The 15,918-nt window shown below is 53.1% G+C and carries 27 protein-coding genes, 1 other RNA gene and 1 pseudogene; 26 read left to right on the top strand and 3 right to left on the bottom strand.

The features are described 5' to 3' along the window. Nucleotides 1-107: 107 nt before the first annotated feature. Nucleotides 108-509 carry a helix-turn-helix domain-containing protein gene (locus ACNKH6_RS01135; RefSeq protein WP_417913707.1) on the bottom strand — a complete coding sequence of 134 codons (402 nt, stop codon included), beginning with the start codon at nucleotides 507-509 and terminating at the stop codon, nucleotides 108-110. Between the two features lie 111 nt (nucleotides 510-620). Between ACNKH6_RS01135 and ACNKH6_RS01130 the strand changes: the two genes are divergently transcribed. Together ACNKH6_RS01130 and ACNKH6_RS01125 are read left to right on the top strand one after the other, a co-directional pair. Then, entirely contained in the window at nucleotides 621-1,271 is a 651-nt protein-coding gene (locus ACNKH6_RS01130; RefSeq protein ID WP_417913706.1) for a hypothetical protein, read from the top strand. Between the two features lie 127 nt (nucleotides 1,272-1,398). Then, nucleotides 1,399-2,059, top strand: a pseudogene (locus ACNKH6_RS01125) (hypothetical protein). 441 nt (nucleotides 2,060-2,500) lie between these two features. Here ACNKH6_RS01125 and ACNKH6_RS01120 read toward each other — a convergent pair. Further along, nucleotides 2,501-2,884: a helix-turn-helix domain-containing protein gene (locus tag ACNKH6_RS01120; protein ID WP_417913705.1), complete on the bottom strand. Its 384-nt coding sequence runs from the start codon at nucleotides 2,882-2,884 to the stop codon at nucleotides 2,501-2,503. Between the two features lie 79 nt (nucleotides 2,885-2,963). On the opposite strand from ACNKH6_RS01120, the gene ACNKH6_RS01115 reads away from it, so the two are divergent. From ACNKH6_RS01115 to ACNKH6_RS01050, 14 genes are all read left to right on the top strand, one after another. Then, nucleotides 2,964-3,239: a hypothetical protein gene (locus ACNKH6_RS01115; RefSeq protein WP_417913704.1), complete on the top strand. Its 276-nt coding sequence runs from the start codon at nucleotides 2,964-2,966 to the stop codon at nucleotides 3,237-3,239. Nucleotides 3,240-3,306: 67 nt separating this feature from the next. After that, the gene (locus tag ACNKH6_RS01110) at nucleotides 3,307-5,373 is read left to right on the top strand and encodes a transposase (protein WP_417913703.1); all 2,067 of its coding nucleotides are present in this window, start codon (nucleotides 3,307-3,309) and stop codon (nucleotides 5,371-5,373) included. 23 nt (nucleotides 5,374-5,396) lie between these two features. After that, the gene (locus ACNKH6_RS01105; RefSeq protein ID WP_417913702.1) at nucleotides 5,397-6,158 is read left to right on the top strand and encodes an AAA family ATPase; all 762 of its coding nucleotides are present in this window, start codon (nucleotides 5,397-5,399) and stop codon (nucleotides 6,156-6,158) included. Beyond that, nucleotides 6,155-6,742, top strand: a complete 588-nt coding sequence (locus tag ACNKH6_RS01100) for a hypothetical protein (protein WP_417913701.1) — start codon at nucleotides 6,155-6,157, stop codon at nucleotides 6,740-6,742. Before ACNKH6_RS01105 ends, ACNKH6_RS01100 begins: the two co-directional genes overlap by 4 nt. Beyond that, a complete protein-coding gene (locus ACNKH6_RS01095) occupies nucleotides 6,723-7,079 on the top strand; it encodes a hypothetical protein (protein ID WP_417913700.1) in 357 nt (118 codons plus the stop codon). The genes ACNKH6_RS01100 and ACNKH6_RS01095 overlap by 20 nt, the downstream gene beginning before the upstream one ends. Next, entirely contained in the window at nucleotides 7,060-7,254 is a 195-nt protein-coding gene (locus ACNKH6_RS01090) for a hypothetical protein (RefSeq protein ID WP_417913699.1), read from the top strand. Before ACNKH6_RS01095 ends, ACNKH6_RS01090 begins: the two co-directional genes overlap by 20 nt. Nucleotide 7,255: 1 nt before the next feature. Then, nucleotides 7,256-7,885 carry a DUF3164 family protein gene (locus ACNKH6_RS01085; protein ID WP_417913698.1) on the top strand — a complete coding sequence of 210 codons (630 nt, stop codon included), beginning with the start codon at nucleotides 7,256-7,258 and terminating at the stop codon, nucleotides 7,883-7,885. A gap of 177 nt (nucleotides 7,886-8,062) precedes the next feature. Further along, the gene (locus tag ACNKH6_RS01080) at nucleotides 8,063-8,290 is read left to right on the top strand and encodes a hypothetical protein (RefSeq protein ID WP_417913697.1); all 228 of its coding nucleotides are present in this window, start codon (nucleotides 8,063-8,065) and stop codon (nucleotides 8,288-8,290) included. Nucleotide 8,291: 1 nt separating this feature from the next. Then, nucleotides 8,292-8,362: hammerhead ribozyme type II (locus tag ACNKH6_RS01075), an RNA gene on the top strand. Nucleotides 8,363-8,377: 15 nt separating this feature from the next. Next, entirely contained in the window at nucleotides 8,378-8,905 is a 528-nt protein-coding gene (locus ACNKH6_RS01070) for a hypothetical protein (RefSeq protein WP_417913696.1), read from the top strand. A gap of 172 nt (nucleotides 8,906-9,077) precedes the next feature. Then, on the top strand, nucleotides 9,078-9,740 hold the full coding sequence (locus tag ACNKH6_RS01065; RefSeq protein WP_417913695.1) for an ATP-binding protein: 663 nt from the start codon (nucleotides 9,078-9,080) through the stop codon (nucleotides 9,738-9,740). After that, nucleotides 9,734-9,946 (top strand): hypothetical protein, encoded by a 213-nt coding sequence (locus ACNKH6_RS01060; protein WP_417913694.1) that lies wholly within the window; start codon nucleotides 9,734-9,736, stop codon nucleotides 9,944-9,946. The genes ACNKH6_RS01065 and ACNKH6_RS01060 overlap by 7 nt, the downstream gene beginning before the upstream one ends. Beyond that, nucleotides 9,919-10,368 carry a phage protein GemA/Gp16 family protein gene (locus tag ACNKH6_RS01055; protein WP_417913693.1) on the top strand — a complete coding sequence of 150 codons (450 nt, stop codon included), beginning with the start codon at nucleotides 9,919-9,921 and terminating at the stop codon, nucleotides 10,366-10,368. Before ACNKH6_RS01060 ends, ACNKH6_RS01055 begins: the two co-directional genes overlap by 28 nt. Beyond that, nucleotides 10,365-10,715 carry a hypothetical protein gene (locus ACNKH6_RS01050; protein WP_417913692.1) on the top strand — a complete coding sequence of 117 codons (351 nt, stop codon included), beginning with the start codon at nucleotides 10,365-10,367 and terminating at the stop codon, nucleotides 10,713-10,715. Before ACNKH6_RS01055 ends, ACNKH6_RS01050 begins: the two co-directional genes overlap by 4 nt. A 1-nt stretch (nucleotide 10,716) precedes the next feature. On the opposite strand, the gene ACNKH6_RS01045 is transcribed toward ACNKH6_RS01050, so the two are convergent. After that, nucleotides 10,717-11,298 carry a hypothetical protein gene (locus tag ACNKH6_RS01045; protein ID WP_417913691.1) on the bottom strand — a complete coding sequence of 194 codons (582 nt, stop codon included), beginning with the start codon at nucleotides 11,296-11,298 and terminating at the stop codon, nucleotides 10,717-10,719. 347 nt (nucleotides 11,299-11,645) lie between these two features. Between ACNKH6_RS01045 and ACNKH6_RS01040 the strand changes: the two genes are divergently transcribed. The 10 genes from ACNKH6_RS01040 to ACNKH6_RS00995 all read left to right on the top strand — a co-directional run bounded on the left by ACNKH6_RS01040 (nucleotide 11,646) and on the right by ACNKH6_RS00995 (nucleotide 15,897). Next, nucleotides 11,646-12,671, top strand: a complete 1,026-nt coding sequence (locus ACNKH6_RS01040) for a Rha family transcriptional regulator (RefSeq protein ID WP_417913690.1) — start codon at nucleotides 11,646-11,648, stop codon at nucleotides 12,669-12,671. Next, on the top strand, nucleotides 12,668-12,877 hold the full coding sequence (locus ACNKH6_RS01035; RefSeq protein ID WP_417913689.1) for a hypothetical protein: 210 nt from the start codon (nucleotides 12,668-12,670) through the stop codon (nucleotides 12,875-12,877). The genes ACNKH6_RS01040 and ACNKH6_RS01035 overlap by 4 nt, the downstream gene beginning before the upstream one ends. Further along, entirely contained in the window at nucleotides 12,870-13,061 is a 192-nt protein-coding gene (locus ACNKH6_RS01030; RefSeq protein WP_417913688.1) for a hypothetical protein, read from the top strand. Before ACNKH6_RS01035 ends, ACNKH6_RS01030 begins: the two co-directional genes overlap by 8 nt. Next, entirely contained in the window at nucleotides 13,061-13,387 is a 327-nt protein-coding gene (locus ACNKH6_RS01025; protein WP_417913687.1) for a hypothetical protein, read from the top strand. The genes ACNKH6_RS01030 and ACNKH6_RS01025 overlap by 1 nt, the downstream gene beginning before the upstream one ends. A 166-nt stretch (nucleotides 13,388-13,553) precedes the next feature. Continuing rightward, entirely contained in the window at nucleotides 13,554-14,093 is a 540-nt protein-coding gene (locus ACNKH6_RS01020; RefSeq protein WP_417913686.1) for a cell wall hydrolase, read from the top strand. After that, nucleotides 14,090-14,353: a hypothetical protein gene (locus ACNKH6_RS01015; protein WP_417913685.1), complete on the top strand. Its 264-nt coding sequence runs from the start codon at nucleotides 14,090-14,092 to the stop codon at nucleotides 14,351-14,353. The genes ACNKH6_RS01020 and ACNKH6_RS01015 overlap by 4 nt, the downstream gene beginning before the upstream one ends. Continuing rightward, the gene (locus tag ACNKH6_RS01010; RefSeq protein ID WP_417913684.1) at nucleotides 14,334-14,828 is read left to right on the top strand and encodes a hypothetical protein; all 495 of its coding nucleotides are present in this window, start codon (nucleotides 14,334-14,336) and stop codon (nucleotides 14,826-14,828) included. Before ACNKH6_RS01015 ends, ACNKH6_RS01010 begins: the two co-directional genes overlap by 20 nt. Further along, complete coding sequence (locus ACNKH6_RS01005; RefSeq protein WP_417913683.1) at nucleotides 14,825-15,121, top strand: hypothetical protein; 297 nt, start codon at nucleotides 14,825-14,827, stop codon at nucleotides 15,119-15,121. The genes ACNKH6_RS01010 and ACNKH6_RS01005 overlap by 4 nt, the downstream gene beginning before the upstream one ends. Continuing rightward, nucleotides 15,099-15,353 (top strand): hypothetical protein, encoded by a 255-nt coding sequence (locus tag ACNKH6_RS01000; protein WP_417913682.1) that lies wholly within the window; start codon nucleotides 15,099-15,101, stop codon nucleotides 15,351-15,353. Before ACNKH6_RS01005 ends, ACNKH6_RS01000 begins: the two co-directional genes overlap by 23 nt. Further along, nucleotides 15,346-15,897 carry a hypothetical protein gene (locus ACNKH6_RS00995; RefSeq protein WP_417913681.1) on the top strand — a complete coding sequence of 184 codons (552 nt, stop codon included), beginning with the start codon at nucleotides 15,346-15,348 and terminating at the stop codon, nucleotides 15,895-15,897. The genes ACNKH6_RS01000 and ACNKH6_RS00995 overlap by 8 nt, the downstream gene beginning before the upstream one ends. Nucleotides 15,898-15,918 lie beyond the last annotated feature (21 nt).

Genomic DNA, 15,918 nt, shown 5'->3' with positions numbered 1-15,918 from the left:
GAGTTTGCAATTATATTGTTTTTGACTGAAAAGGTCTTTTTTTACCGCTGTAATATTCTTTCTGCCGTCCGCTGTCTTTTGGTCGGTTTATATGCCGTTCCGTTCCGTCATGACAATAAATATCCAGATTTATATTCATTTATATTTTCCATGTTTCTGCATGGAGAATATCCGGATTCATTCAGAGCTGCGGACAACAAAGGTGTCAAGTAATGTATAAACATATCAGCCTTTGGCTGACTTATTCCAAAAAGTTGACCGATTGCCGCCTGTGTCATATACTGCTTCATATATATTAAAATAAAAAGAAGCCTGTCAGCAGAGCATTTTATTGGAGAATTACTATAAACAGCATGTTTATTTCTCCTTTCTTTTCCTGCAATTGTAAATTTGCTTTCACATTCAGCTTTTTTGAAATAAAAAAGAAGAGAATTAAACTCGTCAACAGACAGCCCTGTCATTGCAATGAATTCATTGGGTTTTCCAGAGAGTTCCGTGTAATTTGTCATTTTTACGTCCTCTTCGCCAGTTTGCCTTTTTTGGGGCTTAAATTTTAAATTAACAAAGTAAAACAACAAGTAACATAAAATTTAAAATATTGCAACCTAAAATTCGATATAGTGTCTAAAGAAGAAACGGGAAAGAAAGATGGAGTCTCGCGCCGACAGAGAGTATTGTATGCGATACAAGGCGGCCTTACCGATGAATATGTTAAGGATACTCTGTCTATAGATATTCTTGATGTTCATAGGAAACTTCGTGCTGCCTTGGACAATCTCAGTAAACATACTCATATCGAAGAGGAAACGTTCAATCTCAGTGATGAGGTCGTAGACCAGTTCGTACAAGAAACACTCGCAGCAGTTATGGAGTTATTCAAGGCAATAGAAACGAGCCGAGAAAAACTTGTATCGGCGCTCCACGAAAAGATTGATAACTCTATCATAGATTATCTTATTTCTGAGACTATCGGATCTATTGACCAACTTTCTACGCACCACTATATAAAAGATATTTGTACTGACGATGTAATAATCGTTGGTATTGATAACAAGCACGTCAAGTTCAAAGCGAGTGGCACCATAGATTGCAATCTTCAGTACGGATCTGATTCAGATGTTCGCGAAGATATTGGTATAGTTTTTGATCATTCATTTCCATTCTCATGCGAACTTTGGAGTTCAGTCGATAATCCGCAGGACATACAAACAGACGAAGATGCCATCGGCGTTGATACAAGCTATTGGGACGATAGATACTGCGATGAATAACTGTTCCTGTAAACCTGAAGCTGCTTATTTCCTTGTTTTTTCATCCATCTTCCGCTATGGTAGCAGCTACATCCTGAACAGGCAGGCCGCATGATGCGCCCAGTCTCTCCGTTCCCATGTTGCCTTGATGACTCTCAACTTGAATACGCTCTCCCTCGACTCCATCCTTCCCTTGGTGCGCAAACCGGGCCGCTACATCGGCGGCGAGCTGCACGCGGCGCGGCCTGATTATGCGGCGGTTGATCTCTCCTTCACGCTCATCTTCCCGGACTTGTACGAGATCGGCACGTCGCACCAAGGCTTGCAGATACTGTATCACATTCTTAACCGCGAGCAGCCGGGCTTGGCCGCCGAACCCTGCTTCTGCCCGGACACCGACATGGAGGAGCAGCTCCGCCGCCACAAGCTGCCGCTCTTCTCGCTCGAATCGCGGCGGCCTTTGGCGGAATTCGATGTTATTGGCATACGAGCTGTGCTTCAGCAACATCCTCACCGTGCTTGATCTGGCGCAGATTCCGCTCCGGGCGGCGGAGCGCGGCGAATCTGCGCCCTTGGTCATTGGCGGCGGCTCCTGCTCGATGAACCCGGAGCCGCTGGCAGATTTCTTTGATGCCGTTGTCCTGGGCGACGGCGAGGACGTGATTCTGGAAATTGCGGCTGCCTTGCGTGCCGCCAAGCAGAAAGGCTTGTCCCGCAGCGAGAAGCTGCATCGGCTGGCGGAGATTGCGGGCGTGTATGTGCCGTCCTTCTTTGTCCCGCAGTATGAGGGCCAGCATGTGGGGAGGTAGGTGCTTTTGCACTAGGTATTTCGGGGGAATTTGCGAAAAAATGTTTATAACTGCTTGTACAGAATACAGAAATGCTTGAACGTGGTGCAAAAGCAATTAGCTTGAAATTCCGCTGATTTTTTGCGGAAAACTGGGAAAAAGGTTTAGAGTTGCTAAATGGTTTTGCACCAGTAGAATGAGGTTCCTTCCAAAATAACGTCCGCTACTAAAGCAATTTCTTGTTGATTTTATAGAAGAAAAGAATCTCCATCCCGCCTGTAACCGTCTATTTTTCAACTCTCTCTTGTCCGGCCTTTTTCTGTTAAAGGTCGGACATTTGTCTTAAGGTTATTCTTCGCTGTCCCACCTTTCATTTTTTGCTTTAAATCAACAAGATACCGTTTATGCCTCCCTCTAGTCCATGCTTAAGGTCGGACAGGAGGAGGTCGGACAACCTTCCTATTATGTTGTCTTATTTTCATGGTGCTCGACCCAGCTTTTGAACGATGGGAACGCATCCTCAAAGTGGCACTTAAACCACTCCTCTCTTCTGGCATCTTTAGTCGTCATAGATTCAAGCCACGCGTCTATAAGCAGAACATAGGCGTTTTTGGGTTTATCTTGTTCTGTAGCTACCCTTAGATGCTCCCCTGTTAATAGCCAGTCTAAGGACAGGTTATATTTTCGAGCTATCACATAGGCCCATTCTATGGGAAAAACTCCCTTGCTTTTCCTGTCAGAGACGCTTGGCTGCGTTATGCCTAATAGTTTTGCCAGCTTAGTCAACGAATCTATTTCAGTGGATATTCGCACGCGCTCCCAGATTTCTGAAAAATTTATCTGCATTTTTAGTTGACACATAGACTGTGTCTATGTTAAGGTTATACACATAGCCAATACCTATTGAAATAGGTATTGGCAGCCTATGATAACTATAGGCCGATGGAATCATAAAATCAAGCCGGTAAGGTTAGAAATGGCAAGCGATGCAAAAAAAGCGCGGGATGCAAAAAAAATAAAATTATGGATGCTGAAGAACGGTATCAAGGAGGCTGATATTGTCCGTGCTACTGGCAAGTCGCAGCCTTACGTAAATCAGACTATACATGGGCGTGCAGAGTGCGGAGCGGCATTGCATTATCTTGCAGACAAAGGATGTCCATTAAGAATACTTGGCATGAAGAAAGATAGTGGAATCTGACGTGTTCACAAAAACAACGATTTGTGCGGCTAAAATTGCTGAAGCAATTAGCTGCGAAATCAGATCGGTGAGACGTATAGCCGCAAAAGAGTGCTGGCCCTGCATCGAAGTGCAGGGTAACGGCGGGCTGCGCAAAGAATACCCTGTCGAGCAGCTCCCTGCCGACATCCAAACCGCGTTGAAGAAGAAGGCGGAAGCTGATCGCGCCGCCGCTGAGAAGGCCCTGCTGCCTGCGCTGCGGCAGGAAACTCTCCCGGCAATCAAAGACGAGCTTCCCGCGCTCACCGCTCTCAAGGGCTGGCAGCGCGAGGTAATGGATGCCCGCGTTGCGTTGATGCGGGAATTTAGCCAAATGGAAGCTGAAATGGGCACCAGCAAGGCCGCCGCCGAGTTCATTCATCGGGCTGCGGAAGGCACCCTGCCGCAGCATGTCCAAGCCCTGTTTGCGGTTGCCAATGTCAGAGGCGGAAAAAACGGCGGAAGGACAATCAGCCTGCGCACGCTGATGAACTGGAAGCGGCTGGCCTTGTCTGGCCCAACAGCCCTTGCTCCTGCTGATGTCGAGCGGGTGCTGGCAGATTGTGACCGCGAACCAGCTTGGGCGCAGCACTTCCGGGCTTGCTGGCACCGTCCGGGCAACCCGTCGCTGCCGGAAACGCTGGAGGCGATGCGGAAAATCCTGCCGGAAGGAATGAAGATGCCGACATATGCGCAGGCGCGGCGGTGGAACGCCAAGCGCAGCGTGCTGGAGCGCGAGCGGGGCCGCAAAACTGGCAGTGCGCTGCGGGTGATCAAGGGTTGCCGCCACCGTGACACAGATGGCCTGCTGCCGATGCAGATCGGCACCTGCGACGGCCATACGTTTAAAGCCAAAATAGCGCATCCGGTGCACGGCAGGCCGTTTTCACCGGAAGTCTGCGCCGTGATTGACGTGGCAAGCAGATATTGCTTTGGATGGTCAGCGGGCTTAGCCGAATCTGCGCAGGTGGTAGCTGATGCTGTCCGCCATGCGGCCACTGCTGGGCCAGAAAAGCCAATCGGCGGCATCTTTGACATCCTTTACACGGACAACGGTGCAGGAAACACGGCCAAGGTCAATACTGATGATGTAGCCGGTCTGTGGAAGCGGATTGGAACTACATTCAAGACAGGCATTCCTGGCAATCCACAGGGGCGCGGCCTGATTGAGAATCGGCAGAAAACGCTATGGATCAGGGCAGCGCGGGAATTGCCATCCTGCACGCACGGCAAGATGGACAAGCTCGTGCAGCGCAATAACCTGCTGAAAATTGAACGTGATGTGAAAGCTGCGGGAAAATCTGATCTGCTGCTTACTTGGCCGCAATTTTTGGAGTTTTGCGAAAAAGCGATTTGGGAATATAACCGGCGGCCCTGCTCGGCCTTGCCAAAAATCATTGATCCGGTCACAGGGCTGCGGCGGCACATGTCGCCGCTTGAATGCCTGATGAAGCACATCAGCGACGGCTGGGATATCAAAGCGCATCAGCTTGAGCCAGCGGAGATTGACGCGCTGTTCCGCCCGCGTGAACTGCGGACAGTGAGCGGCAGGGAAGTGACGTTGTTTGGTGGAAAAAACATCTACTGGAACCAGCAGCTGGCGCATTATCACGGTCAGAAGGTGCAGGTTGCCTACGATATCCACGATCCGGCACGGGTGCAAATTTGGGATTTGGAAGACCGGTTTGTCTGTCACGCAGACTTCCGGGCGAACAGCAGCCGATACATGCCTGTGTCGGCGACCGAACACGCAGCGGACGAGCGGGCAAAACGACGGGCCAAGATCAAGCTGGATAACTTGGCGGAAATTGAGGCGGAGCGGCGGGGAATTATCGAAATGCAGCCCGTGCATCAGGCTGCTGATGATGCCCTGCTGGTCGAGCAGCGGCGCGAGGCCTTGGTGATTGAGATGCAGGAAAGGCCCAAAAAAGAGGCCCCGAATCCGCTGCGGATGACGGACGCTGAACGGTACCAGTATTGGCAGGAACTGGATGCCTCCTTGGCAACAGGAGGCATCTTAGGTGACAAGGAATTTCGTTTTTATGAGAGTTTTCGGCGTTCGCCAGCGTGGAAGGCATTGGCGGACGTGCAGGAGACTCTCAGAAAACAGGCGTGAACAACTAACCAACAGGAGAAAGTATGCAACAAGATGAACTGGAAGTCAAGGGGGTACCGAATATTGCTGTGCTGACTAATGTCAGCGAGCTAAATACGGTTATCGCCAAAGCACTCGCCGCTCCTCAACATTTACCTAAGATAATAGGTTTTTTTGGGGAAGCTGGCAGAGGAAAAAGTTTTGCTGCCGCGTTTTGCGCCGTTAAGTATGAGGCTGTGTATGTGGAATGCAAGAAGTTATGGAGTGGACGGAATGTGTTGTCGCACATCCTCTTTGAAATTGCTGGTTCTAAGCCGATGGGGTATGCATCTGACATGCTTGATCAAGTCTGTGAATGGTTGGTGGCAAACAATCGTCCACTGATCATTGATCAAGCTGATTACCTAATAGAAAATAGGTTAATCGAAGTGATCAGGGACATCCATGACGGGTCAGGAAATGTACCGGTAGTTTTGATAGGCGAAAAAAATCTGCAAAGTAGTATCAAGAAATGGGAGCGGCTGCACAGTCGTGTGTCGTGGTGGCTGCTAGCAAAAAAAGCTAGCATGAAAGACTGTCGATGTCTTGCCAGTTTATATGCCAAGGGTGTAACAATTTCTGAAGACATGATGGAAGAAATTGCGTGGGTTTCCGAAGGGTCTGTGCGTCGAGTGTCGGTTAATATAGAGCTGGTCGCAAGGGAGTGCAAGGCTGCCGGAGCGCAGGAGATTGCGCTGGATGATTGGGATTTCAAGCGCAATCCCCTGTCTGGCCGTGCGCCGAGAACCAAGAAGGAAATGGCATGATGAAGCGCACTCCATCGAATGCTCAAGGAAAACGGAATGCGGCAGGCTTGTGGGAAGAGCTGCGCCGGAGAATAGGTGAGCTGGTGACTGTGGCCGATCTGCATCTTGCGACTGGCATGGACAGATCGGCAATCCGTGACCGGCTGAACGCCTGGAATGCAGGGGGCTACATTGCTGTCCAGCGTCCGCTGCCTCCAGTGCCGAATATTGGCTGCAAATACAGCATGACCAAGGATTTCGGGCCGCTTGCGCCACGTGTGCGCAAGGACGGCAGCCAGGTGCTGCTTGGTCAGGGGCAGCAGCGGATGTGGGTTGTCATGCGCATCCTGAAGAGCTTTTCCGCGACCGAGCTGGCCGTGACTGCGTCAACGCCGGAACATCAGATTGCGGACGCATCTGCGAAGGATTACTGCCGGAAGCTCTATAAGGCAGGATATCTGCGCCTTGGTGAAAATGGCCGGTATCTACTGCTGCCAAGCGCGAATACCGGGCCAAGAGCGCCGCAGGTGCAGCGGAGCAAAAAGGTCTGGGATGTCAACCTGCAACGGACTATGGAGGTGCGCAATGTCACTGCCGGAGCGTGAGCTGCTGATTGCAGTGCTCGGATCAGCGATTGAGCGGACTGGGCGTGGCGGCCAAGCGAAAGTGGCGAAGATGATCGGCTACTCTCCAACTTCCGTCTGTCTGGCGGCGAAAGGCAAATACCCGGCAGGGGCAAGAAAAATGCTGGAAAAAATGCTGCAGGTGTTTCCGGCAACGGTCGAATGCCCTGTGCTTGGCAGCATTGAGATTACAAGATGCGTTGAAGAACGGAGGAGGCCGTTCGGTGCGGCCAGCGGCTTTGCCGCCCGCCTGCGGAAGGCGTGCGGACAATGTAAACACAATACAACAGGAGAAAGAAATGCAAGCGGTGACAGATGATTACAGATGCGGCAGGACGATGACACGCCGGGAGGCCCTAATTGAAGCGAAGAAGGCTCTGGATGAAGGGATGCGGAAGGAAGACGTTCATGAGATGATTCAGGAATTTATGGTTGCTGACCGCTACTTAATGATGGTGATCAATAGCTTGAAACAACCAGAACCTGAGGTGTGAGATGGCGGTAAAGGATGCGAAGGGGAATTGGATTGACCCGGAAGGGAATCATATCCCTGAGAAGTATGTCCCGGCGCACGAACGCCGGGAAGATGTCTTGGTTATGACTGCTGCGGAAAGCATGTTGGCCATCAGCGAGGCTATGCAGCAGGCTAAATCTATGATCATGCTGGGGATAGAGCAGTATCTTTCTGAACTGGCCGCAGAGAATGGAGAGGATGCGCTGAATGTGGGCGGCAATTACACCTGGCGCGATTTCAGCGGTGTTTACAAGGTCGAATTGCGAAATGCGAAGATTCAGCAGTTTGATGACCGCATCAAGGTGGCGGCACAGAAGCTGGAGCGGGTTATTGACGGCTGGGCGATGGGCGCGGCAGGTCGCGACGAACTGAAATCCTTGGCGACGGAAGCTTTTGAGAACGACGAACAGGGCCGGATCAGCCCCGGCAAGGTGTTTCGGCTGCAAAAACGCTTGCGCGGGATGACCGAAACAACGCCGGAGATTGCCGAAGTTGTCCGGCTGATCAGCGAGAGCGTCTTAGTGGTTGGACGCAAGCAATATATTTCCCTGTCTCGCCGTGCGGAAGACGGCAGCTGGGAAACCGTGCCGATGGATTTTGCGCGGATTTGATGGTCAAGGGCGCAGGCTGCGGCGGTAGCCAGTCCGCCGCCCCAAGAGCAGCCAGATGGAGCTCCAGCAGCACCCGGTGCGGATGGGCCGGGTGCCGGGAAAGTTAAAAAGGGCAAAAAAATGGAATTAGACATCAAAAAGACCGTGAAGGTAATAGCTAAGACGCTGAGAATATACATGAAGGTTACAGATAGTTTCGCTTGTGACCTGCTTGATCAGGACGGCGAGCTGATCTGCCGCCAAACAGAAGGATATGTCCCGTCTTTTTTCCCAGACACCTCTGGTGGCGACTATCTGGATCTGCATATCCATTTTGACACCGGGACGATCATCAATTGGCGCAGGAAGGAGGGGTCCCTGAGAGAATGGGTTGACAGCATGAATGGCATGAGCGACGAGCAGTGACATGCGAAACCGGGCCACGATTGGCCCGGTCGCCGGTGAGCGTGGTTGCCCCGGCCTGATGAGCAGCCAGAATGAAAAGGAGAAAATATGCCCAAAAAAATAGAAGTTGCAGTGCCGAAATGGAAGATGGATATCCGGTTTGACGGAACGATTGCGGAGCTGCTGGAGCAGACAGTTTCCGTCACTGGAATGACGGAAGAAAAGATTATCGCCGAGGCTGTTGAGGCATACTGCCAGCGCAAGCTGAAGGCGGCTGAGAAAAAGAAGGCAAATGAAGGTGCTGCGCCGATGGAAAGCAGTAATGAGCGCGTGCAGAAAGTGGTCAATCTGTACCTGCGCATCTGCTGCCCGCCGATGCCGTCTGTGCCCGCTGAAGAGGTCAAAGCCAGCAGTAAAATCGGCAAGAAGATACTGGCCAAGCCCGTAGAATATGACTGGGGGCGGCATTTCCGCGCCGCTGCGGCAGATACGTGGCTGCGTGCGCAGACGTGGTGCGGGCTGGAATGGCTGGTCGGCAAGGGTTTTTCCAAGGTGGCGGCTCGTGCGGATCATGCCGCTGCGCCAAACAAAAGACAGGAGGCGCACTATGGGGATGGATTTAACGCGGTTTTCTGATCCGCGTTTGTGCGAGTTGACGCGGATTGTGGTAAGGAAGCCGCCGGAATCGGAGGATATCTGTGTCAAGCATGGCTGCCGGAAGAAGTTTTATCCTTGCGGATGGAACTGCGAAACAGAGGTCCGTTGCGACGCATGTGACGCGGAAGAGCAGGAGGCGGAAAAGCAAGCGATGGTGCGCGCCCTGCAACTGCACCGCGCCCGCTGCCGGGCGAAAATACCGCCAAAATATGCCGATCTTACACTTGGCCAGCTCCTTCAGCGGCCTTGCCCGCCGGAGCAGGCGGTCGCGCTGAACAAGCTGGCCAACTGGGGAAAGCTGGTGACAAATCCAGGATTTCTGAATCTGACAGTGATCGGTGACAAGGGAACGGGCAAGACCGAGATGCTGTCCGCGCTGCTAGGGTCGCTGGTGCACATCGGTGTGGATTGCAAGTACACGACTTGCAATGACATGCTGGCAAAGTGCAAGGCGACATGGAAGAGCAAGGACATGCCAGAGAGCGCTGTGGTCGCAGAATATGTGCAGCCCAAGGTGCTGGTGTTCGATGAGATCAGCGGCCCAGATCGGGAAGGCCTGGAATCTCTGTCTACGCGGGAGATATATCTGATCGAAACTATGATCGATGAACGCTACCAGCAACAGAAAAAGACTGTGCTGGCTGGCAATATCAAAACGATGGAAGCACTCATCGCCTTGGTCGGGGAACGTGTGGCGAGCCGGGCGCAGGAAGGCGGTGTGCTGATTGTCTGCAATTGGCCGTCGCATCGGAAGTGGGCGAGAATAGAGGAGTTTGACGAGGCGGTCAAGAAATCAGGGGTGCAGCTGTGCTGAACCCGGAACTCAAAGATTGGGCCGCCAAGAACGGTTTCGCAGAGCGGCCCTGCCGCCGCTGCGCAGGGCCAAGCGCGGACAACTGCTGCGAGGAATGCGGCGGCCTTGGCGCAAAGTATGCGGAGTATGGCGAATCTGCTGAATATCATATCGAAGTCATTGAGGAATTTATTGAATTATGCCAGACAAAACAACCAGCACGCTGAGGGGAATTGCTGAGGATGCCCGCCGCAAGCGCGACCTTGCCAAGCTGCACATTGCGCCGGTCGAACTGGGTATGGACGAGGAGACGCGCCGCGCTCTGACCCTGCGGATCAGCAAGGGGCGGACGGACAGCACGGCGAAACTGTCCAGTCAGGAGCGTAACCAGCTCTTGGCGGAGTATGTCCGCTTGGGCTGGAAACCCAAGACAGGGGCTGTTTCGTCCGAAAAAAGGCCGCTGGAGCGGAAGATTGAAGGTCTGTGGCAGCAGTTGCATGAGGCAGGAGTTGTGCGGAATGGCTCGTCGGAGGCACTGGCTTCTTTCGCTCGGCGGCTGACTGGCGTGGATGCGCTGCGCTGGGCAAGCGTGGCGCAGTTGCAGAAGGTGGTTGAGGCGTTGAAAGCGATGGAGCGGCGAGGAAAATGAGCAGCCTGCGTGACGAATACCGCCAGCACATGGCCGCCATTGCGCCGCAGGTTGGCGAACTTCCCGGCGATCTGGCCATGATTGCCGGGCTGATTGAGGAGATTTCTCCCGGCCAAGGGGTGCGCATCACGATGATGCTGGCAGACCGGCTGCATGGCACCAAAGTGCTGTGGCACAACCTGCGCGGCATGTACAAGCAGCAGCGGGATGCCTGGATGCGGCAGCGGTACGACGCAGGCGATGTGACGGTGCGGGATTTGGCCCTGGTGACAGGGCTGGGCGAGCGGCAGGTGAGCAGGGTGCTGGGGAAGGTGGATGAGGAAGGGCCTCAGCTAAGGTTATTTTGACTTATCTGCTTCTTGGGGATCGCAGATAGCTGTTCACATGGGTTCCATCTTTTCTGGTGTAGCTTCTGACGCGCTGAGTTCTTCCGCTTGTGTCAATGAAAGAGGGGATTCCAGAATATCCGCCGCCAATGGTACCGCTCACGGATGACGGTTCACGAATGACAGGATAGACGGTGCCTTGCGCTTGGAATCCTTTAATTGCGCCGGAATGATCACTGCATTTGTCCTGAAAAGAATCCTGTTTGAAACCATGCTGCATCATGGAGTTATTAACATTAACACGGTTCGCAAACAGAACAGCCGTATCGCGGCACTGCTCATTCTTGCCGTAGATGCGGATGTCAGTTCTTTTGCCGGAGATCAAATCAGCCAGAAATTTCTTGCCCTGTTTTCCTTCCGGCCAGCTCCCGTTCAGGCTGATTTCCTTGTAGATGCCATTTGCGACAATCGCGACGGTGCTGCCGTCAACAGCCTGAACGCCGTCTGGAAATATGCTCCAAGAAATCAGCGGCGGCGATTCCGGCAGGTTTGCTCCATGCAGAAACGCTGGGAGTAACAGGAGCAACAGGATGTATTTTTTCATGAAAATTTGCGATGACGTGTAATAGGTATGTCATAAAACGCTACACAATAAAAATGATATTGACAAGCAATATTTATTTCTGGTACCCTGAACCTGCCACGGAAAGAAACGTGGTCGGGAATTGGCGTTCCTGAAGTTAAAAAGGCGGACAGCCGCCATGCAGCATCGGGCGGTATTTTTTTGTCCATTGCACTGATTTTGCTCATTTTGAGGGCGGAGCTGTGCAGGGGGCCTTCGGGCCTGCTGGGTTCCTTTTTGACCGGTAACGCCAACCCTGCACAGTTTCTGCCCTTTTTCCGTTTTGGCGGCGGGAAGGGTGATTCTTCATCTCAAAAAGGAGCAAAGCCATGAACGCAGCATCCCCTCAGTTGTCCTTCATCAACGGCCATCCGGTCGTCACTTCCCTCAACCTCGCCGAGGTCTTCGGCAAGAAGCATTACAATGTCCTGCGTGACATTAAAGAGCTTGATGTTCCTGAGGAATTCAACCAACTCAATTTTGAGTGCGTTGAATACACCGACTCCAAGGGCGAAAAACGCCCCATGTACCGCATCACCCGCGACGGCTTCACGCTGCTGGTGATGGGCTTCACCGGCGCAAAGGCCATGCAGTTCAAGCTGGCCTACATCGAGGCCTTCAACAAGATGGAGGCGGAGCTGGCGGCGCGGCAGGAGCAATCTGCGCTGGGCCTGCGCGAGCTGGCCTTGGCGATGAAGGGCATCGTGGACATTCAAATCCATCAAAGCAAGCTGCTGGAGCGGCTGCTTGACCGCGAGCGGCCCGGCATGATTCCATCGCCCTACAGGCCGCAGGAGATGAGCAGGGAGGAGATGCTGCACCGGAAATTGTGGCGCAAGGGCATGGCCAAGAAGGCGTTCGGCCCAGCCGAGATTGAGGAAGTGGTGCGGCTGAGGACGGTTGAGGAACTGCCTTGGCGGGAAATTTCTCTCCGGCTGAACAGGCCGCGCAGCTCGGTCGCCAGCGTGTATTACCGGCTGGAAGACAGCGGGGAGCTGGCCAGGATGCTGCTGTCTCAGAAGCAGAAGGAGGTGCGGGGGAACGGCGCTGCGCCACGGTCGTTGAGCAGGGCGGAACGGAGCGCGCGAAGAGCCGAGCGGCTGCGGAGAGAACTTGAAGAAAGGCGAAAAAAGTTTGCCGTTGGCGAGCAGTACGCGCTTCCGTTCCAGTTGAAGCCTGAGAGGAAACGCCGCAAAATCAATGCAGATGAGCGGATGAGAATATGCGCTCTGATCCGCAGGGGCCACAGCGTCGCGGAGATTGCGAGGATCACAGATCGTCCTGAGAACACGCTCTATGCTGCCGTGCGGCGGTGGAAGAAGGAAAATGAACGTTATGAAGGAGGTGCGAAATGAAGCAGGCTGCGGAATGCTTAGGTCGATGGCTTCCTATCCTTGAAGGCGGAGAGGGTTATTCTGATGAAATCATTGCGAGCATGAATGAATCTCTTAGAAGTATGGATGATGGTCTTCCAGATACATCCGAGTTTCTGACCTCTGTAATCATTGATGTGATAGATAGGGTGTTTGAATTTGAACACAAGGAGGTGCGAAATGAGTAGCACTCTGCAATTCTCCACCGATCAGCACCCGGCTGACCTGCTGCACTCAGCATCGTGCGTATTGGCCTTCCTCTGCGAAGGAACTGGCAACACTATGGAGCTGGGCGAGCAGGCAAGCTGCGGCTTTTCTTTGATTCTGCGGGCAGTCAAAGGCGCGATTGACCAAGCACAGGAGAGGATGTGATGCGTTATTATAAAGTTGAATTTATGACGCAGAAATGTTTCTGCGACAATCACTGGAGGAATATCTACTGGTCCGAACAAAGGCCACGGCAGTTTTGCGTAGATATGTTCAGGAGATTTTTCGGGGGAAGGAATCCTGTCATGTCATATAGTGGTCATGGAATAGCTGAGGCGTGGGATAGAAGAGGAAATTGTATTTATGTTGAGCAGATTGATAGATACGGACATGCTTATTCCGGGGCAATTTGGCGAGGAGAAGATGCGCCAAAAACAGTAGAAGAATGCTGGAAAAAGACGAATGAGCGTCCTCCGAAAACGCTTGTTTGAACTGCTGTAAAACAGCCGTCAACTCCTCTTCGAAGGCCGGGATTCCCCGGCCTTTTCTTTTTCCACCTGACATCGCCAGGCTGATATGACATGCCTATACTGACATGCTACAGCCTGCATTCATTCATTATTTCCCGTATCCTGAGCCTATGAACAGGAACGAGTCATGGGCATTGCCGAAATAATCCTCTGGCTGGCGGTCAATATCCGCCATGAAGCCCTGCGTGAGCCGTTTGCTGGTCAAGTGGCAGTTGCGCAGGTCGTGCTGAACCGGGCCAAGGCCTGCGGCACAGACGTGCGGACGGAAATCACCCGCCCGGCGCAGTTCAGCTGGACGCTGAAGCGTGGTGTCCAGTTGACCTTGGATCATCGCCAGCCAGCGCAGCTTGCCTTATTTTCCCGCAGCATGGAGGCGGCTGTCACTGCGCTGCTGCTGCCTGATTTCACCGGCGGCGCAACCTATTTCCATCGCTACGATGTGCATCCATCATGGCGGAAGGAAAAGAAATACGTGCACAGATGGGGAGCGCATCTCTTTTATTCGGGCCACTTTGATGGTTGCGGCGGAACAAACGCAGCCTTGCCGCCGAAGAGCCGGAAGGAGCGTTTGCCCCCGGCAGCGGCGACAAAGCCGGGGGCAAAAGAGGGAAGAATACAGGAAATCCGGGCCAGAATTGATGCCCGAAGGGCTGGGGAGAGCAGGTGATCAGTGCGCTCAACAAATGGCTTGGCGGCCTCTTTAAAGAGGCGAAAGAGGCCTGCTCTCACCCCGTCAATATTGGCGAAAAGGTGCTCCTGCCGCCAGATACAAAGCCGATTGAGGCGGTGGTGTTCAAGGAGCTGCCGGATTTCATCGTGTGCAGGACAGCGGAAACATACGAATATATCCCAAAAGAACTGTGGAAGAATGGCCGGTGGAAGCACCGGGTCAGCCGGAGGATCGAAGATGCGGGGCCTGAAATATAGAATGCTGCTGCTGTGTTGCGCTGCGGCGACGCTGACTGGCTGTGGCAAGCTGGGCTACAAGACCGCCGTTGATGTTGCCGGGCCGCCCAGTGCAGCCCAGATCAGCCTGCAAAGTAAATATTATGAAACAGTTGCCGCTGTTTCTGCGGACAGCACGAAAAACGTCACCGCGCTGGCTGATGCCATTGGCCAGCCTGCGGAAGCGCGGGAAAAGATGAAAGAGAGTCGCCAGCTCCGTATTACTGGCGATGGAAAAAATTATGATATCGTTCAGCCAGATAACCTGGACGGCTATCTGTCAATCAAGGAAAAAACTGAGCAAGTTCGGCTGGCTGCTGAAGCAATCAAGAAGGTGGCGGAAGAAGGGAAGATGACTGTGGCAGTGCCTGAAGGCCTGCGAACGCCATCCGCTGATCCGCTTGATGGCTGGTTTCCGCCGTCCGCAGTCAAACCGGCTCCCAGTGACGCGCCGTGAACACTTGGCAAGTCATCTTAGCTCTGCTGATCGGCGGATGTTTGCAGACCGTCTTGCCGCTGCTGCTGGCCTACAGGGCCGTCGGCGGCTTGCAACGGCAGATTGAAGAATTCCGGGTGCAGCTTGCCCGGACTGAATCGGTCAACTCAAGCATCCTGAAGGAATTTGCCGAGCGGCAGGCGCTCAACTCGGAACTTGTTGAGCTGACACGAAGATCAACAGTTGCAATCACGCAGCTTGCGGAACGCTTGGACAGGACAGGAGAGAAGTATGGCAGACGCGCAGAAAATTAATCTGAAGGCCCGCGAGACCGCGCTGAAAGATGAACGGAACAAGCTGGATGGGGAGATCAAATCTCTGTGCAAACAGCTGATGGTGAAGGCGGATTATCGTACCCTGAAAGACCTGATGGAACTGGATTCGGCGGCAATGATTGCCATCGCCAGCCAACTGCTGAAGAGTCACGCGGAGTATATCGGCAAGGTAAGCCGCTTGGCTGAAGTGGAAGACGCGCTCTATGGCTAAAAAAGGCGAGCGGGCCGAGCTGGAGCCAAAAGCAAAAGCTCTGTATGCGCAGCGGCATACGCTGAGTCAGATTGCAGAAAAGCTGAACGTGTCGGTGACTTCGCTGTCAAACTGGAAAGGCGACAGCAGGCGGCCAGATCAAGAGCTTGATGAATGGGATTTGGCTAGGACAAACAACCGCTCGCTGCTGGAGCGGCTGCGGGCTTTGCTTGAACGCGAAGTTGGCTATGCGGAATCTGTTGAGCCGGGCCAGATCAATCCGGCATCAATGGATGCTCTGAGTAAAATCGGGGCGATAGTCAGCAAGATGGAGGCTGAGGAGCGGCGCGATGCGGAATTGGCTGCGAAGCTGAAGGCAGAGCAAGAAAAAGGGGCTGAAGTAGACCGGGCACGGCTGTTTCAGGAAACTTTGGAATGGGTTTTGCGCTGGCTTAGGGCGCATGAATACCAATTATTCGGTCAACTTGATGGTGTCGTTCTGCGGTTGATCGAGGCAAAAAAGGAAGAACTGAATAATGCTGCGTCCGCGTCCAAAACTTACTGAGAAGCAGTTCGACGAGTGGGC

The sequence above is a fragment of the Candidatus Electronema sp. JM genome, assembly GCF_048287415.1.
In the GTDB taxonomy this organism is placed as follows: domain Bacteria; phylum Desulfobacterota; class Desulfobulbia; order Desulfobulbales; family Desulfobulbaceae; genus Electronema.
The sequence above is the reverse complement of the archived record's forward strand: the minus strand, read 5'-3'. Positions and strand labels throughout refer to the sequence as shown.

What these genes read in the sequence shown, in the direction of transcription:
- ACNKH6_RS01135 (WP_417913707.1), bottom strand. Translation starts at nt 509, where the DNA reads ATGACAAATTACACGGAACTCTCTGGAAAACCCAATGAATTCATTGCA.
- ACNKH6_RS01120 (WP_417913705.1), bottom strand. Translation starts at nt 2,884, where the DNA reads ATGCAGATAAATTTTTCAGAAATCTGGGAGCGCGTGCGAATATCCACT.
- ACNKH6_RS01115 (WP_417913704.1), top strand. Translation starts at nt 2,964, where the DNA reads ATGATAACTATAGGCCGATGGAATCATAAAATCAAGCCGGTAAGGTTA.
- ACNKH6_RS01105 (WP_417913702.1), top strand. Translation starts at nt 5,397, where the DNA reads ATGCAACAAGATGAACTGGAAGTCAAGGGGGTACCGAATATTGCTGTG.
- ACNKH6_RS01100 (WP_417913701.1), top strand. Translation starts at nt 6,155, where the DNA reads ATGATGAAGCGCACTCCATCGAATGCTCAAGGAAAACGGAATGCGGCA.
- ACNKH6_RS01095 (WP_417913700.1), top strand. Translation starts at nt 6,723, where the DNA reads ATGTCACTGCCGGAGCGTGAGCTGCTGATTGCAGTGCTCGGATCAGCG.
- ACNKH6_RS01090 (WP_417913699.1), top strand. Translation starts at nt 7,060, where the DNA reads ATGCAAGCGGTGACAGATGATTACAGATGCGGCAGGACGATGACACGC.
- ACNKH6_RS01085 (WP_417913698.1), top strand. Translation starts at nt 7,256, where the DNA reads ATGGCGGTAAAGGATGCGAAGGGGAATTGGATTGACCCGGAAGGGAAT.
- ACNKH6_RS01080 (WP_417913697.1), top strand. Translation starts at nt 8,063, where the DNA reads ATGAAGGTTACAGATAGTTTCGCTTGTGACCTGCTTGATCAGGACGGC.
- ACNKH6_RS01070 (WP_417913696.1), top strand. Translation starts at nt 8,378, where the DNA reads ATGCCCAAAAAAATAGAAGTTGCAGTGCCGAAATGGAAGATGGATATC.
- ACNKH6_RS01065 (WP_417913695.1), top strand. Translation starts at nt 9,078, where the DNA reads ATGGTGCGCGCCCTGCAACTGCACCGCGCCCGCTGCCGGGCGAAAATA.
- ACNKH6_RS01055 (WP_417913693.1), top strand. Translation starts at nt 9,919, where the DNA reads ATGCCAGACAAAACAACCAGCACGCTGAGGGGAATTGCTGAGGATGCC.
- ACNKH6_RS01050 (WP_417913692.1), top strand. Translation starts at nt 10,365, where the DNA reads ATGAGCAGCCTGCGTGACGAATACCGCCAGCACATGGCCGCCATTGCG.
- ACNKH6_RS01045 (WP_417913691.1), bottom strand. Translation starts at nt 11,298, where the DNA reads ATGAAAAAATACATCCTGTTGCTCCTGTTACTCCCAGCGTTTCTGCAT.
- ACNKH6_RS01040 (WP_417913690.1), top strand. Translation starts at nt 11,646, where the DNA reads ATGAACGCAGCATCCCCTCAGTTGTCCTTCATCAACGGCCATCCGGTC.
- ACNKH6_RS01035 (WP_417913689.1), top strand. Translation starts at nt 12,668, where the DNA reads ATGAAGCAGGCTGCGGAATGCTTAGGTCGATGGCTTCCTATCCTTGAA.
- ACNKH6_RS01030 (WP_417913688.1), top strand. Translation starts at nt 12,870, where the DNA reads ATGAGTAGCACTCTGCAATTCTCCACCGATCAGCACCCGGCTGACCTG.
- ACNKH6_RS01025 (WP_417913687.1), top strand. Translation starts at nt 13,061, where the DNA reads ATGCGTTATTATAAAGTTGAATTTATGACGCAGAAATGTTTCTGCGAC.
- ACNKH6_RS01020 (WP_417913686.1), top strand. Translation starts at nt 13,554, where the DNA reads ATGGGCATTGCCGAAATAATCCTCTGGCTGGCGGTCAATATCCGCCAT.
- ACNKH6_RS01010 (WP_417913684.1), top strand. Translation starts at nt 14,334, where the DNA reads ATGCGGGGCCTGAAATATAGAATGCTGCTGCTGTGTTGCGCTGCGGCG.
- ACNKH6_RS01000 (WP_417913682.1), top strand. Translation starts at nt 15,099, where the DNA reads ATGGCAGACGCGCAGAAAATTAATCTGAAGGCCCGCGAGACCGCGCTG.
- ACNKH6_RS00995 (WP_417913681.1), top strand. Translation starts at nt 15,346, where the DNA reads ATGGCTAAAAAAGGCGAGCGGGCCGAGCTGGAGCCAAAAGCAAAAGCT.